This is a genomic window from Segatella copri (genome assembly GCF_015074785.1).
Taxonomy (GTDB): Bacteria; Bacteroidota; Bacteroidia; order Bacteroidales; family Bacteroidaceae; genus Prevotella.
In genome coordinates, this window is the sequence record NZ_CP042465.1 from 42,152 (window position 1) to 56,780 (window position 14,629).

Here is a 14,629-nt window from a genome sequence, read left to right on the forward strand (position 1 = left end):
AAATTATGCTTAAGAATCGTTCACGATTGTTAGAATTTCTGATAGAGGATGCTAAGTTGTATCCCAAGGTTTCATCAAGTTATTTTAAGTGTCTAAAGAACCGTTTGGCGACAACTCCTCAATCTTCAACTTATAGAATATGGCTTTATGTCAAGAATCTGCGTTATGCAGAATACAATAAGAATAATTCTATACTTGCCAAGCCCAAAGGTATAAATAGCCTTTATCATACGTTATGTATGATTTATCGTTATTGGCGATTAAGAGTATTGTCACGAAAAACAGGATTCCAGATAGATCCTGGTTCTTTCGGAAAAGGTCTCTTGATTTATCATTATGGTAGCATCATAGTTAACGGCGATGCAAAGATAGGAGATTATGCAACCATATTCCCTGGAGTTGTAATCGGAGCCAAATCAAATGGTTGCCCGGTTATAGGCAATCACGTTATGATTGGTGCTGGTGCAAAGATTCTTGGGGGGGTACATATTGGTAATCATGTGACAATAGCCCCTAATGCGGTAGTAGTAAAGGATATACCCGACAATGCGATAGTTGTAGGTATACCTGCTCGAATACTAAAATTTAAAGAAAATGAGGATAGTTCAAATTAACACTGTATATAAAACAGGTGGGAGTACTGGTAGAATAGCTTATGAAATTAATCAAATTGCAGCCGAGTTAGGAAATGAAACTTATGCAATATATGGCTATGAAACTTCTGAAATGCCAGCAGACAATTCTTTAAGATTGCAAGGTCGTATAAGAAGAAAGTGGAACATCCTAAAAACAAGGGTATGGCCACATCATGGTTTTTATAATATGCATGAAACAAAACGGTTGATGAAATTTTTAGATAATTTCAGACCAGATATCATTCATCTGCATAATATACATAATTCGTATATTAATGTAAAAATGCTATTCAGTTATATTAAGCAGCATCATATTCCAGTTGTTTGGACTTTGCATGATTGTTGGAGCTTTACAGGATGGTGCGCTTACTTTGATATGGCGAATTGTTTTAAATGGATGGAAGGATGCCACGGAATATGTCCATGTAAGCATGATTATCCAAAGACATGGTTCTTTAATCTAGGTCAGCAAAATTGGAATGATAAAAGGCAAGTTTTTGCAGGGTGCGATAATCTAACGATAGTTACGCCTTCAAAATGGTTGGCAAATCACGTAAAGAATTCTTTCTTGAAATCTTATCCTATAAGAGTTATAAATAATGGTGTAGATTTGAGTGTTTTCAAGCAGAATTCCTCAAATGTCAGAGACAAATATGGCATTACGAAGAATGTAAAAATAGTCCTTGCTGTCATGAATAACTGGGAAAAAAGAAAGGGTATTTCTTTTTTGTTAGAATTACCTACGCACTTAAAGTCTGATCAAATATTAGTTATTGTTGGATTAACAGATAAACAGTTGAAGGTTTTGCCAAGTGAACGTTGTTTGGGGATAAAGCGAACAGATTCAGTGTCAGATCTTGCTGGTCTTTATAATGAAGCTTCTGTTTTTATAAACCCAACATTGGAAGATAATTTTCCGACAACAAATTTGGAGGCTCTCGCTTGTGGTACTCCAGTTGTTACCTTTGATACTGGTGGCAGTGCGGAGTCTATTGATGCTGAAACAGGCGTTGTTGTAAAGAAAGGAGATTTTGAAAATTTGCTTTCTTCGATACAATCTGTAATAGAAAAAGGTAAGGCATATTATGCAAATAGATGCATAAGCAGAGCCCAGAAACTTTATGATAGTTATAAGCAGAATTTAGAATATGTAAAACTTTATAATGAAATAATTAAAAATGAACCCAAAAATTACGATTCTCACAGCTTGTTATAATGGTGCTGCTCACATTGAGGAAACTATCCAAAGTGTTATCGTTCAATGCTATGACAATTTGGAATATGTTATTGTAGATGGAGGTTCTACAGACGGCACTCTTGATATAATTAAAAAGTATGAGAAATATGTAGATGTTTTAATATCAGAACCCGATAATGGCATCAGTGATGCTTTTAATAAAGGTATCAAGGTTGCAACTGGTGATTTAATTTGCATTGTAAATAGCGATGATGTATTGATTGAAAATGCGCTAAATCAGTTTGCAAGTAAATACATACCTGGATATGATATTTATAGATGTAATCAAGTGTTTTGGAACGACAAGACTGACACAAAGACAAGAGATGTGCCGACAATGAAATTCCCAATTCCTCCGCTATCATTACATATTTGTCATAATGCGACATTTGTGACTAAGGAGGCATATGAAAAATATGGAGTTTACAAACTTTTCTTTAAGTATATAATGGACTTAGACTTTTTTGTACGTGCATACAAACAAGGAGCAAAGTTTTTCTATATAGACCTAGATGTTGTAAACTTCAGACTAGGAGGTGTCAGTCAGTCTCATAACAAACAAAAATGGGATGAATATATGAGAGTTATTTCTGGTAATGGAGGAACCATCGCTCAAAAACTTGTGTTTTGTGTTTACTTGAAGATGAGATTTTTGGCAAAGAAATTAGTCATGCTCGTAAATCCTGATTTTAGATTGAAACTAACCCAAAAGAAAATACAATGAAGGTAAAAACATTATATACAGAAGAATTTAATAAAGAATGCACCGCTCTGGGGCATGAAATATTTGCTCAGTTCCACCCTGATGTCATTATCGGTGTTTTGACTGGTGGCGGATTTGTAGGAAGACAGGTAGCTAAAGTATCGCCCTCAAAGCCAATCTACACCGAAATTAAAATACAGCGTGGCGGTACATCAAAAAAAGAAAAGGGACTTTTGCATAAGATACTTCAATGCTTACCTTATAGTGTCTTGAATGTTCTGCGTATGCTAGAGTCGGTATTATTAGAGTATAAATCTAAGAAAAACAATCCAAAGCGAGAAGGTACTATATGTTTGCCTAAGGATATTATATCCATATTGTCAGAAAGAAAGAGAAAAGTGTTGTTAGTTGATGATGCAATTGATAGCGGAGCAACACTTTTACTTATCAAACAATATTTGTTGAATGAATTCCCTGATATTGATGTTAAGATAGCGGTTATAACCGTTACAACCAGGCATCCACTTGTAATGGCTGATTATTATAGATATAACAACCGTACTCTTATACGTTTCCCTTGGTCTAATGATATTAAAAGATGAATCAGAAAGCACTAGTAGTAGATTTGGATGGAACTTTGATGGATACCAATACATTCAAAGACTACATCATTTATGTTTGTATGCTTGCTTTAAAAAAGGTAAGATTGGATTTGGTATTTTTGTTATGTTTCTTAGTATTTCTAAGAAAAACTAGGCTGGTGTCTCACGAATTAATGAAAAGACTTATATTATTGGCATCGAAATCACTAATGAATGAGAAATACTTATCAGACTTTGTTGATACTTTGTGGCCTAAGATAAATGTAAAAGTGCAAGACATAATTTCTCAATGGCAAGATTCCAATGAGTTCGTGTTGCTGTCTACGGCTGCACCAGAATCTTATGCGCTAATTATTGCAAAACGATTAGCATTGAATGGATGTAGCGCTACTCCTATGCCCAAAAGAGGTATAAATTGGAAAGAAAATGTGAGAAGAATTAAATGTGAAAATACTCTGTTGTTTTTAGGGGAAAATAACTTGACTTTAGAGGTTCTCCTCACAGATCATTATGATGATTTACCTTTATTAAAAGTGGCGAAAAAACAAAATTTAATAGTTAATCCATCAGCTAGGACTATTTCATGTCTTAATAAAAATTGTATCAAATATGAAATTATAAAAAATGACTACGTTTTGTAGAGTCTGTTCTGAAACTTAAAAGTATAAAATTATGATAAAAGCGTTTATATCACATAGTAGTGCGCAAAAAACTTTTGCGCAAGAGCTCGTTAATAAAATAGGGCGAGACTATTGCAAAATAGACTGTTTTGATTTCGAGCCCGCATATAAATCTATAGATGAAATTTTCAGAGCAATAGATTCGTGTACAATCTTCGTACTTCTTATTTCAAAAGAAGCACTGGCTTCAGATTGGGTTCAAAAAGAGATAGCTAAAGCTAAAGATAAGCTGACAGCCGGGCAGTTAGAGCAATTTTGGCCTTATATTATCGATAAGTCTTTGGCCTTGGATGATGTTCCTGCATGGATGGCTAAAGATGAATGCTATAATTTGAAGTATTTTGTTAGTCCAGAAATGCTTCGAAAAGATATTGAGCAAAAAATACGCCGATTGATATGGAGAGAAAACCCTAAGATAAAAGCTTTGGAGACAACTATTATTGGCCGAAGCGCAGAAATAGATACTTTTGAGACTAAGATATTCTCTAATCGAGGTAGAAATCTTAGAGGTGTTATTATTTCTGGTAGAAATGGTGTTGGAAAGGATGCTTTCGCTCGTCAATGTCTATATAAATTGGGTAAGAGCTTGGAAATTGAGCCATATCGCATTACAATGGATGTAAAGGAGAGTATCGAGAATTTTATAGTTTATCTCAATCTTTACTGTAGATTGTATAATAAGGATGAACTAGAAAATAAGCTGGATTCTTCGCCTCATGAGAAAGCAGAAATAGCTGTTGAGTTGTTGAATGAAATATATGATTCGCAAACCGTTGTGTTTGTAGAGGATAATATGGCTTGTGTGTTACCAAATATGGAATTACCAGAATGGCTGATAGATGTTGTGAATAGCCCCAATTTGAATAAGCAGATAGGTTTATTTATAAAGTCAGGTATTTCACCTCATTCATATGTGGAGTCAGAGGTTCCAAAGCTAGTCCATATCCAGTTGTTACCTTTGAAAAGTAGTGATCGACGTAAGCTATTCTATCAATATGCTAATTTTTATGATTTGAATAATGTAGCGGATGCTGATGTTGATTTCTTTGTAAATCGATTGTTACAGTCACCTTCACAAATCCTAAATGCGGTAGAAGTATGTGCGAACAAGGGCGTTCTTGCTGCCAAGGGCGATATTTCTCATCTAATAAATTCTGGAACTACTAAGATGCGTCCTTTGCTTGATATGTTTATGGGGGATGAATTGTCAAAGGATATTTTGATTATCTTGGCTACTTTTGAATTTATCTCGTTTGACATTTTAGAACAAATTTTTGAAAATCAATATGAAGCTGTCCAAATGGTCATTTCCAAAATGATGGTTTATGGAATTTTGTCGACTTTTGGGCCTTCGGATTCTTTTGTTCGTTTAGATCATTTTATTTGCGACTATATTAAGAGAAATCGCATACCATTGCCAAAAGATTTGGAATGTCATGTAAAAGAAGTGGTTGAAAATAGTGTTACAACAGCAGATATAACCGAAGATGTTTCCCTTTATCTCTATAATATAAAGAGAAACATTATTTCAGGTAATGTAAAAGTAAATAGCAATGCCTTCTTGGTTCCTTCTGTCGTTATAAAGTCGCTAATGGATGTGTATAATAAACATAATTATCCTTTAGTAATAAAAATTTGTGATAGTATTGCCAATGATCTTCATAGTTATTATAAAGATATACATCGTGAAATCTCTTATTGGGCATGCCTTGCCTTATGTAGAATGGCAAAGAATAACCAAAGAAGTTGTGAGCGTTTTTGGTCAGAAGTCAAGAATATTGATGGAGCTGATGCTGATTTTTTGAAGGGCTTTTTCTTTCGTAATCAAGGTGATTATGAGCAGGCTGAAAAATATTATCTAAAGACGCTGAAAAAATCGAAGATGCAAAAGGCAAAGCGGGAGTTGGTCACTGTTCTTTTGTGTAGAAATCGATTTGATGATGCATTTAGCATGGCTAGGGAAAATTATGAGAATGATCCTGATAATACGTATCATATCCATGCTTATTTTAGATGCTTGGTCAAAAAACACAATTTGGGAAGGGATGACATAAAAGTAATTTCTGAACTGATGGATGCGGTTCAGAATAGCTATTCTTTGAAAAAGGAAGAATTGTATGTAGCTATGGAAATAGAGTACAAGGCTTATGTGAAGAAAATGAACGTGGTAAAGATGTTGCAGTTTATTTCTGAGTCGATTAAGGCTTATCCTGATTCTATGGATATAAAAAGAGCTGCTAATGAATATAAATTGCGCCAAGGTATTATCACTAAGGATACTTTCGAGAAGGAGCAAAGAAATATGCTAATAAACTAAATCATTCATCATGAACTATATTATCACTGGCGGTACTGGTTTCATTGGTACCCATCTTACAAATTTGATTAAGGAGCGTTATCCTAACGCCCAAGTATATAACCTCGACATCGTTAAGCCTGGTACTCCTAATCCAGTAGTGAAGGATTACAAGCCTGCTTTGCGTGATGGTCAGAAGTTGCAGTCAACTTTCATCGAGTATGACATCCGTAAGCCTATCGAGAACTTGCCATTTACTCCTACAGAGGATGATGTCATCTTCAACTTTGCTGCTGTGCATCGTACTCCTGGACATGAGGATCATGAGTATTTTGAGACGAATATCCGTGGTGCTGAGAATGTGGTGGCTTTTGCAGAGAAGTGGAATATCAAGAAGATTGTGTTTACTTCTAGTATTGCACCATACGGAGCTGCTGAGGAATTGAAGAAGGAGACTACTTTGCCTACTCCTAATACTGCATACGGTATCTCTAAATTGGTGGCTGAGAAGATTCATGAGAAGTGGCAGAATGGTGATGCGGCTCATCGCCAGCTCACTATCGTTCGTCCTGGTGTGGTATTCGGAAAGGGTGAGAATGGTAACTTCACCAGATTGTATTGGGCTATCCGTGGTCATAAGTTTGCGTATCCTGGCAGAAAGGATACCATCAAGGCTTGTATCTATGTAAAGGAGTTGGTTCGCTTCATGTTGTATCGCTTGGAACATCATGAACATGGTGTTGAGTTGTATAACTGTTGCTTCGAGCCTGCTTATACTATCCAGCATATTGTTGAGGCTATGAAAAAGGTAACAGGTTTAACTCAGTTTGTACCTGATATTCCTAACTGGGTTATCATGCCTATGGCTAGAACTGCCATGCTTCTTGGTTCGCCAATGGGTATCTGTCCTGCCAGAGTGAAGAAACTCCAGATTTCTACTAATATCTGTGGTGAGAAGTTGAAGAACTGTGGCTATCAGTTTAAGTGGAGTTTTGAGGAAGCTCTCGCTGACTGGTTTGAGGATAATGACAGAAAATATCTGAAATAAGGATATTGAAAACCATATCTTACCTTTTCCTTCTGCTCGGCAGAAGGGAAGGCGAGGATACGGACCTCATTACTTATGTAACAGACAGAAAGGGTCACGATATGCGTTATGCCATCGACTCTCGCAAGTTTCAGAATGAACTCGGTTGGGAGCCATCTCTCCAGTTTGAGGAGGGTATCGAGGAGACCGTAAAATGGTATCTCGAGAACCAGGAATGGATGGATCATGTTACTTCTGGGGAGTATCAGAAGTATTATGAGGGGATGTATTGTAAATAGACCCTCCTGTCCCTCCCTTGAGGGAGGGTCCTTAACCCACTCCCAAGCCCTCGCCCTTTCCAAAAGGGCAAGGGATGTAACCGCCCTCCGGTGCTCAGAACCGCTACGCTCTAAGGTTGGCGGACCATCAAAGGTCTTCGCCATGGTTGTGCGGGATGGGACCGCCTGGGGATAAGAGACATTAGTAATGGAGATATTAAATATAAGTAAATACAGTTATGGATCGAATTAAACAATGTTTATTAACTTTATTGAATAGGATTATTTACTGAAGTTTCGCAAGTGAATAAATATCAACTTGCTTGTTTATAAATATACATATTACGCAGCGTATGGGCAACAGGATTACTTTCGATGAAATCTGCCAGCAACTCTGTAGCATCTATAGAGTAACGCTCTGCTGCTTCCAGAACGAAGTCCAAAATGATAGCCCATATCTTGTCCGTTACGGACAACTCGAGAGTGTCATTGGTAACCTCTGTAAAGAGACCACCGATGGTTTCATACGCTTCAAATCTCTTCACTGTACACAAGATGTTATACTGCATCATTGTCAAAGTGAAGCTAGCAATTTGAGCGGCAAAATGTACAGACTGGCATTTACCAAAGTTCAGCAAGGTCTTGCAATCCTTGTATGCAACTTCGGTAGCCCATCGTCTGGCATAAATACGATACGCCTCAAGGAAGCTAAGAGAAAGGTCTGTGGTCAACAACCCATTCCAGTTTCCCTTGCGTCCTCGCTTGCAAAAGAACAAACGGACTGGCACACCATCCAACTTAACGTCCCTTGTACAATAGGTACAGCGAAGTATTTTGTTGTGTTTGCATGCCTTCTCCTTTTGCAGGTGCTTGATGATTTGCTTGGCATTCATCTTGCCATGCTTCGTTGCATAGTTGGTTTTGCCCAGTTTAATCATGCCCAACAGGTGACACTTGATATGTCTGCTGGAAATGAAACGCACAAGCTTAGTGTTTGAAAACCAGCTATCTACGAGCAAGTAATCAAAGCGAACACCTCGCTTGATGGCATACTTGACCATATCTATGGCCTTGTCTGTCTTCTTCATCAGATATTCATCCACACGATCTTTTACCGCTTGCCCTTCGTGGTCCTCGGTATAGCGAGCTTTGCGTTGCTTAGCAGTAAGTCCCTGAACCTTTTGCTTGTCCTTTCCCTCCTCACCATGAAGAGAGAAATCGAGAAAGAGCTGGCTAACGCCATCGGACAACATCATGGTCAGACACTTATAACCAAGGATGCTCTTTTGATGAACATGAGACCAGATTCTTCCTATGAGTTCGGTCGTCATACCAGTCTTAGGTGCATCAGTATCATCAATAATCAAACAAACCGGCTTGTCATGATGAACAGTTGTGCTGCTTGATATCTTCTTTATCAGCTGAAGATTCATTGCATATAGTAACTTGCGCCACTTGACGTTGCCATCATTCATAAAACGATAGAACATGTCTTTATCACAATTGAACAATTTACTCAAGGACGAGTTGGAGTATCGACTCGCATTCTTGACTACGAAGAACGGGAAGAGCATGAGGAGGTTGAGTACCTGCAAAGTGGTGAACTTGCAGTTCTCTTTCTTCTCTACTCCAATCTGGCTGGAGCGTATATTTATATGTTCCATCACACCCATAATGCACTTAATTGCACGATTATCGTCATTTTTTGCGAAAAAGCTTCGCAGATCTGAAATAATTTTTGTATCTTTGCTCACGGCTTTGAAGTTTTATCTTTATTGTTTAGCGATTATAAAGATACTCATTTTCTGTGAGTTATACAAACTTCAGAGCCTTTTTTATTCCAAAATTACGTTAAATCACGCTTGTGAATTTTCACTTGCGAAACTTTAGATATTTATATATCCATACTGGTATGCCCTTTTCCTTGGCAATTTCTATCATGTGCTTGGTTTCATGAAAATTTGAGAGAATTGTAGAAAGAAGTTTTCATATTATATTATAGAGATGGCAGTTGTAGGCGTTTGTGAAGATGCTTGCAGCTGCCTTTTCTTTTTGTATCTTTAGGGTGTCGAAATTCAAAATTAAAGTTGTACCTTTGCACCCAAGTTGAGATTACAGAAATGAAAAAGGAACGTGAAACGGCAAACAAATATCGTCAGCAAGCTCTTGAAGGAGATTTAATGGCGATGAACAACATGGGTGTCTGCTATGCGCAAGGCATCGGTGTTGTGGAGGATCATGTGATGGCATTTCAGTGGTACATGAAGGCTGCTGAACTGGGTGATATTTACGCATGCTACAATGTGGCAGAATGCTACTACCAGGGAGATGGAGTGGAACAGGACTTCGAAAGAGCTCTTCATTGGTATCTGATTGCTGCAGAGAAAGGAGATGTACAATCACAGGTTAACGCTGCCAATGCATTTTACCTGGGGCAGGGAACTAAAGAAGACCACGTAAAGGCTCACCAATGGTGGCTGAAAGCTGCTCAAGGGGGACATCTTCAGAGCCACAGCCCAAGGATTTGAGCATGCCAAACAATGGTGCAGGGACAATGGGTACAGTATATATTAATAATGTAGTGAAACAAATGAAGACAGATTTACGATTGATACAAGAGCAGCAGCCTCTCATACACAACATAACCAATTATGTGGCTATGAACTTTGTTGCCAACAGCCTATTGGCTATTGGAGCATCACCTATCATGGCGCGTGCCGAGGAAGAAGTGGAGGAAATCAGTAGCAAGAGCAATGCCTTGGCTCTCAACCTGGGTGTTCCGGAAAGCACCACTGCTCACTCGATGATACTGGCAGGGGAAACTGCCATGAAAAAAAGAATTCCTATCGTATTTGATGTGGTTGGAGTAGGAGCCACCCGCTTTCGTATGGATATAGCATCACAGATTATCCTCAGGTGTCACCCTACAGTCATCAAGGGAAATGCCAGTGAGATTCAGGCATTGTACTCTCACCAGATAGGCATGCAGGGAGTGGACAGTCACCAGGAAACCTATGAGGTTGAGAAACAGGCTAAGAAACTGGCTCAGCAACTTTCCTGTATCATAGTTGTAACTGGAGCCATAGACTTCATCACGGATGGCGAAAGAATGGCTTATGTTCATGAAGGACATTCCATGATGAGCAAGGTTACTGCAATGGGATGTACTGCCACTGGTATCGTTGGGGCATTTCTTGCTGTGAACTCCGATCCTCTGGAAGCATCTTTTCATGCCATGAAAGCTATGGGAATTGCCGGAAAAAGGGCAGCTTCCCAGTCTAGAGGCAATGGTAGCATGATGATTAACTTCCTCGATGAACTCTGCAATCTTGTGGCTGATGTCTAGGATTGTCAGAATCAAGAGACGTTCCTTCATGAAAAGCTTCATTGCAATCAATCTCTTTGGCATGATTGTTACTTGCGAAGAGCTTTCTAAAGTGGAACTCAACCATGAGCTCATACATACGGCCCAAGCAAGGGAGTTGTTGTATATCCCATTCTACCTCTGGTACATCTATAGAATGGTTTTTCTTATATCTCAGATATCGGGATTGGATGCGGGCATATTACAACATCAGGTTTGAAAAGGAAGCCTATGCTCACCAAGAAGACCTGGAATATTTAAATCGAAGGAAGCATTATTGCTATAGATGATGTTACGTGGTGCCATAATCTTGCTATTCCCCAGTTTTTTGGGGAATAGTTCTACACCTTTTCCCCAAATTCCACAGGGGTAATTTATGGCGCACAAATTATAAGTCTCTGTATATCAAGCTTATCATCTTTTCTATTATCTTTTGGCATGCAGGTTGCAACTATGAATAGCGGGTTCGATAATGAATCCACAAAACAGAGTAAATAACAATAAATAGTAACAATTTAAAACAGATAAGATTATGAAGAAGTTCGTTTTTGCAGCTATCGCAGCTATGGTAATGGTTTCAGTAAGCAACGTATTTGCATCAAGCAAAATGATGATAGATAATTCTGAAGTAGTTCCAGTTGATACAGTAGCACCTGAAACTCCAAAGGATTCAGCAGAGATCAGCACACCTGTTTTGCCTCAGGCTGGTACAGAAGATTCAACAGAGCAGGCGACTCCTGCAGAGACAACAGCAGAGTCTGTAGAAACAACCCAATCTGAGCAGCCAGCTGAGGTTCAGGAGACTCCACAGAAGAACGCCCAGCAGGAGTCAACAGAGATAGAACAGGCTGCTGTTTCAGAGTAACAAATATCTGATTTTCAATATAATTAAAACGCAGAGGTCTGCTGGCAGTAATGCCGGCAGATTTCTGCGTTTAATTTAATACATCTAATTATTCTTTAAAAAACTTGATAACCCATCTTATAATAAAGTAAATTATGTATTTTTGCATATTATAATTAAGATTAAAGCTATGACAAAGAATACAATGGCAAACAAACTTCCAAGGAAGTTGATTCAAAAGACGGAAATCGTGGGTGAGCAGATTAAGCTTGCCAGATTACGGCGCAACCTGAGCATGGCGCAAGTTGCAGAAAGGGCAACATGCTCGGAAGTTACACTTTGCAAGGTAGAAAAGGGATTACCAACGGTTTCCATCGGAATTTACCTTCGTGTACTCTATGCTCTTCAGCTGGATGATGACATCTTGCTCCTGGCAAAGGATGACAAACTCGGAAGGGCATTGCAGGATATGGGACTGAAGAATCGTCAACGAGCATCTAAAAAGGAGTAGGAATGGAACGACTGTTTGTTTTCGCTGATTTTAACTGGCTCGGCAAAGCGGAGCTGGTAGGGGAGTTGTGCTATGAAAAAAACTGCCAAAATCTAGGATTTCGTTAGGAATCTTTAAGTTTTTCACCAAAGGCTGCTGCAATGTGGGCTAAATTTGCTATGGAAAAACAAGGGAGGATGAAAGGATATTGAATGGATTATAGCATGAAAATAGTTAAAGAAATATATAAAAGTCAAGTTTATTGCGTAAAAAACAAGACTTTTATTAACTTTGCACTCGAAAATAGGAGATAAACATGGTTATAGCAAGTCTGATAAAGGAAAAATTGTCATTGACCCCTGCAGGGGTCGTATTGACAACAAGAGATTTTGGGGTGGAGATGCGGTATCAGCCGGCACTTGCCAAAGCTCTCAACCGTCTTGTGCACCAAGGCGAACTGCAAAAGATAGCAAAGGGAAAATACTATATTCCGAAGAAGACCATTTTTGGAAATCTGAAACCTGCAGATTCTGAACTTGTAAAAGACTTTCTGGAGCAAAATGGCAAGATTGTAGGCTACATTACCGGAACTGCCGCATTTGCATCCCTAGGGTTGACTACACAGATAAGCTCATCCATCCTTGTCGGCACAAATAAATATCGGAGACCTATCACAAGGAATGGCGTGAAAATATCTTTCTTGTTACAAGAGAACGCCATAACATCAAGCAATATTCCACTACTTAGAATATTGGATGCTCTGCGCCTTATAAAGGACATTCCTGCCACTTCACCAGATGAATGTGTGACGAATATTTGCAAAGCAATCAATACTCTTTCAATGGAACAGAAGCAAGAATTGGCAGAACTATCCTTGGCATACACACCTTATGTAAGAGCTTTGCTTGGAGCCATCTACGAGAACATGGGGCTTGAAACGGAAACCATCAGTAAAACATTGAATGGAGTGACCAGCTACAAGTTGCCAGTCTCCGACAAAGTATTATCAAACAAAAAAAACTGGAACATCATATGAGATTACATGAAAACAGGGATTTGTTCTCTGATGCATTGCAAGCAGCATCGCAACCTGTAGAAGATGGAGGACTCGGCATTATGAGTATCTTTATAGAGAAAGACTATTGGATTTGTCGATCGTTGTCTTTGATGGCTGCGAACGACAAGGATAACCGTGCCATTTTCAAAGGAGGAACAAGTCTTACAAAAGCATATGGTATCGGTAGTAGATTCTCAGAAGACATAGATATTGCTATCTCTGAGGCATGGACGCTCAGCGGCAACCAATTGAAGATGCTGATCAAGAGAACAGCCAAAAGCATGACGAAAGGTCTGCAGGAAATGGATATGCCTGGTTTTACGAGCAAGGGGTCTCACTATCACAAGGCATACTATTCTTATCCACGAGCCATTGATACATTACAAGTAGGTGCTATCAAAGCAGGACAGTTGCTTGTCGAAATCAATTCATTTGCCAATCCATATCCTTTTCAGAAATGTAAACTGCAAAGCTTCTTGACCGAGTTCTTGCAAAAGACAGGCAACGAGAACTTGATAGAGGAATATGATATGCAACCTTTCGAGGTGAATGTTCTCGACAGGCGTAGGACATTGACAGAAAAATTGGTGTCATTACTTCGGTGTTCCTTGGCCGACAACTACATGTCGGAGTTGACAGCCAAGATACGTCATTTCTATGATTTGCATTTCCTCTTGAATGATGCTGAGACACAGGACTATTTGAAAAGTGACGCTTTCAAATTGGACTTCAGCAACTTGTTTGCACAAGACCAACAAAGATTTGACAAGCCCGAAGGATGGCAAAACAAAGACATTATGGATTCTCCTATCATCAGTGACCTGCATAATGTATGGTCAGTGTTAAGCAACGTCTATGCAAAAGAACTTCCTGACCTTGCCTACAAAGATATACCGACTATTGAGAGTATCGAAAATAGCATGGAGCAGTTGATTTCGTATTTGCCAAAATATTCAATAGCCATGACAAGGAAGGTAAAGCTATAGATACCAGCAAGAGAAACAAGTATGTCCACCAGCTTCATGTCATCAAGGACGCAGAGATTATAGGAAAATACTCCGATGCAAGTTGGGTGTTAAAATGGTAAGAAAGGAGATTATTTATGTCACTAAAGAAGATATTCAGATGCCAGGATTGTGGGTACGAGACCGAAGTATATGAGGGACGTGGCTTCATGGGACAGCATATCGAAGCCATGTCTTGTCCTGACTGCAGAAACATAGTACCTCTTGTGGTGGGTGGAGTAATTGGTGATGCTGCACCTAGTTTTAATTCTCTTGTAGGAAGGCTATGTCTAAGATGTGGTTCTGACAGGATTCACAGGTGGGATATGCATACTTGCCCAAAGTGCGGGAGCAAGATGCAACCCACTGGCGAAGAAGAGTTTTGGACATGAAAATTCTAGCCTATATTTAC

The 14,629-nt window shown here is 38.8% G+C and carries 15 protein-coding genes and 1 pseudogene; 15 read left to right on the forward strand and 1 reads right to left on the reverse strand.

Annotated features, from left to right (window positions below; translation table 11 throughout):
• Positions 1 to 5 precede the first annotated feature (5 nt).
• From FO447_RS15595 to FO447_RS15630, 8 genes and pseudogenes are all read left to right on the forward strand, one after another.
• The gene (locus tag FO447_RS15595) at positions 6 to 614 is read left to right on the forward strand and encodes a serine O-acetyltransferase (protein ID WP_200758709.1); all 609 of its coding nucleotides are present in this window, start codon (positions 6 to 8) and stop codon (positions 612 to 614) included.
• Positions 595 to 1,851 (forward strand): glycosyltransferase, encoded by a 1,257-nt coding sequence (locus FO447_RS15600; RefSeq protein WP_200758711.1) that lies wholly within the window; start codon positions 595 to 597, stop codon positions 1,849 to 1,851. Before FO447_RS15595 ends, FO447_RS15600 begins: the two co-directional genes overlap by 20 nt.
• Positions 1,814 to 2,596, forward strand: coding sequence for a glycosyltransferase family 2 protein (locus tag FO447_RS15605; RefSeq protein ID WP_200758712.1), 783 nt, complete (start codon positions 1,814 to 1,816; stop codon positions 2,594 to 2,596). Before FO447_RS15600 ends, FO447_RS15605 begins: the two co-directional genes overlap by 38 nt.
• Complete coding sequence (locus FO447_RS15610; RefSeq protein WP_200758714.1) at positions 2,593 to 3,177, forward strand: phosphoribosyltransferase; 585 nt, start codon at positions 2,593 to 2,595, stop codon at positions 3,175 to 3,177. Before FO447_RS15605 ends, FO447_RS15610 begins: the two co-directional genes overlap by 4 nt.
• A complete protein-coding gene (locus tag FO447_RS15615) occupies positions 3,174 to 3,818 on the forward strand; it encodes a haloacid dehalogenase-like hydrolase (protein WP_200758716.1) in 645 nt (214 codons plus the stop codon). Before FO447_RS15610 ends, FO447_RS15615 begins: the two co-directional genes overlap by 4 nt.
• Before the next feature lie 31 nt (positions 3,819 to 3,849).
• Positions 3,850 to 6,174: a toll/interleukin-1 receptor domain-containing protein gene (locus tag FO447_RS15620; protein ID WP_200758718.1), complete on the forward strand. Its 2,325-nt coding sequence runs from the start codon at positions 3,850 to 3,852 to the stop codon at positions 6,172 to 6,174.
• Positions 6,175 to 6,184: 10 nt separating this feature from the next.
• Positions 6,185 to 7,201 (forward strand): NAD-dependent epimerase/dehydratase family protein, encoded by a 1,017-nt coding sequence (locus FO447_RS15625; RefSeq protein ID WP_200758720.1) that lies wholly within the window; start codon positions 6,185 to 6,187, stop codon positions 7,199 to 7,201.
• Between the two features lie 32 nt (positions 7,202 to 7,233).
• A pseudogene (locus FO447_RS15630) lies at positions 7,234 to 7,479 on the forward strand (GDP-mannose 4,6-dehydratase); the annotation flags it as partial.
• Positions 7,480 to 7,772: 293 nt separating this feature from the next.
• Here the strand turns inward: FO447_RS15630 and FO447_RS15635 are convergent.
• Positions 7,773 to 9,212, reverse strand: coding sequence for an IS4 family transposase (locus FO447_RS15635; protein WP_437182710.1), 1,440 nt, complete (start codon positions 9,210 to 9,212; stop codon positions 7,773 to 7,775).
• A gap of 366 nt (positions 9,213 to 9,578) precedes the next feature.
• Between FO447_RS15635 and FO447_RS15640 the strand changes: the two genes are divergently transcribed.
• The 7 genes from FO447_RS15640 (at position 9,579) to FO447_RS16150 (ending at position 14,609) form a co-directional block, all read left to right on the forward strand.
• Entirely contained in the window at positions 9,579 to 9,986 is a 408-nt protein-coding gene (locus FO447_RS15640) for a tetratricopeptide repeat protein (protein ID WP_117695161.1), read from the forward strand.
• 62 nt (positions 9,987 to 10,048) lie between these two features.
• The gene (gene thiM / locus FO447_RS15645; protein WP_234699138.1) at positions 10,049 to 10,804 is read left to right on the forward strand and encodes a hydroxyethylthiazole kinase; all 756 of its coding nucleotides are present in this window, start codon (positions 10,049 to 10,051) and stop codon (positions 10,802 to 10,804) included.
• Positions 10,805 to 11,354: 550 nt separating this feature from the next.
• The gene (locus FO447_RS15650) at positions 11,355 to 11,687 is read left to right on the forward strand and encodes a hypothetical protein (RefSeq protein WP_117729534.1); all 333 of its coding nucleotides are present in this window, start codon (positions 11,355 to 11,357) and stop codon (positions 11,685 to 11,687) included.
• Positions 11,688 to 11,856: 169 nt separating this feature from the next.
• Positions 11,857 to 12,177, forward strand: coding sequence for a helix-turn-helix domain-containing protein (locus FO447_RS15655; RefSeq protein WP_200758724.1), 321 nt, complete (start codon positions 11,857 to 11,859; stop codon positions 12,175 to 12,177).
• Between the two features lie 295 nt (positions 12,178 to 12,472).
• On the forward strand, positions 12,473 to 13,192 hold the full coding sequence (locus FO447_RS15660) for a DUF6088 family protein (protein WP_117729532.1): 720 nt from the start codon (positions 12,473 to 12,475) through the stop codon (positions 13,190 to 13,192).
• A complete protein-coding gene (locus FO447_RS15665; RefSeq protein WP_117729531.1) occupies positions 13,189 to 14,199 on the forward strand; it encodes a nucleotidyl transferase AbiEii/AbiGii toxin family protein in 1,011 nt (336 codons plus the stop codon). Before FO447_RS15660 ends, FO447_RS15665 begins: the two co-directional genes overlap by 4 nt.
• Before the next feature lie 116 nt (positions 14,200 to 14,315).
• Positions 14,316 to 14,609, forward strand: coding sequence for a hypothetical protein (locus FO447_RS16150; RefSeq protein ID WP_117729529.1), 294 nt, complete (start codon positions 14,316 to 14,318; stop codon positions 14,607 to 14,609).
• Positions 14,610 to 14,629 lie beyond the last annotated feature (20 nt).

Excerpts from the sequence above, each read along its gene's own strand:
- FO447_RS15600 (WP_200758711.1), top strand. The coding sequence starts at position 595 with ATGAGGATAGTTCAAATTAACACTGTATATAAAACAGGTGGGAGTACT.
- FO447_RS15610 (WP_200758714.1), top strand. The coding sequence starts at position 2,593 with ATGAAGGTAAAAACATTATATACAGAAGAATTTAATAAAGAATGCACC.
- FO447_RS15640 (WP_117695161.1), top strand. The coding sequence starts at position 9,579 with ATGAAAAAGGAACGTGAAACGGCAAACAAATATCGTCAGCAAGCTCTT.
- FO447_RS15625 (WP_200758720.1), top strand. The coding sequence starts at position 6,185 with ATGAACTATATTATCACTGGCGGTACTGGTTTCATTGGTACCCATCTT.
- FO447_RS15615 (WP_200758716.1), top strand. The coding sequence starts at position 3,174 with ATGAATCAGAAAGCACTAGTAGTAGATTTGGATGGAACTTTGATGGAT.
- FO447_RS15595 (WP_200758709.1), top strand. The coding sequence starts at position 6 with ATGCTTAAGAATCGTTCACGATTGTTAGAATTTCTGATAGAGGATGCT.
- FO447_RS15620 (WP_200758718.1), top strand. The coding sequence starts at position 3,850 with ATGATAAAAGCGTTTATATCACATAGTAGTGCGCAAAAAACTTTTGCG.
- FO447_RS15655 (WP_200758724.1), top strand. The coding sequence starts at position 11,857 with ATGACAAAGAATACAATGGCAAACAAACTTCCAAGGAAGTTGATTCAA.
- FO447_RS15650 (WP_117729534.1), top strand. The coding sequence starts at position 11,355 with ATGAAGAAGTTCGTTTTTGCAGCTATCGCAGCTATGGTAATGGTTTCA.
- FO447_RS15660 (WP_117729532.1), top strand. The coding sequence starts at position 12,473 with ATGGTTATAGCAAGTCTGATAAAGGAAAAATTGTCATTGACCCCTGCA.
- FO447_RS15665 (WP_117729531.1), top strand. The coding sequence starts at position 13,189 with ATGAGATTACATGAAAACAGGGATTTGTTCTCTGATGCATTGCAAGCA.
- thiM (WP_234699138.1), top strand. The coding sequence starts at position 10,049 with ATGAAGACAGATTTACGATTGATACAAGAGCAGCAGCCTCTCATACAC.
- FO447_RS15605 (WP_200758712.1), top strand. The coding sequence starts at position 1,814 with ATGAACCCAAAAATTACGATTCTCACAGCTTGTTATAATGGTGCTGCT.
- FO447_RS16150 (WP_117729529.1), top strand. The coding sequence starts at position 14,316 with ATGTCACTAAAGAAGATATTCAGATGCCAGGATTGTGGGTACGAGACC.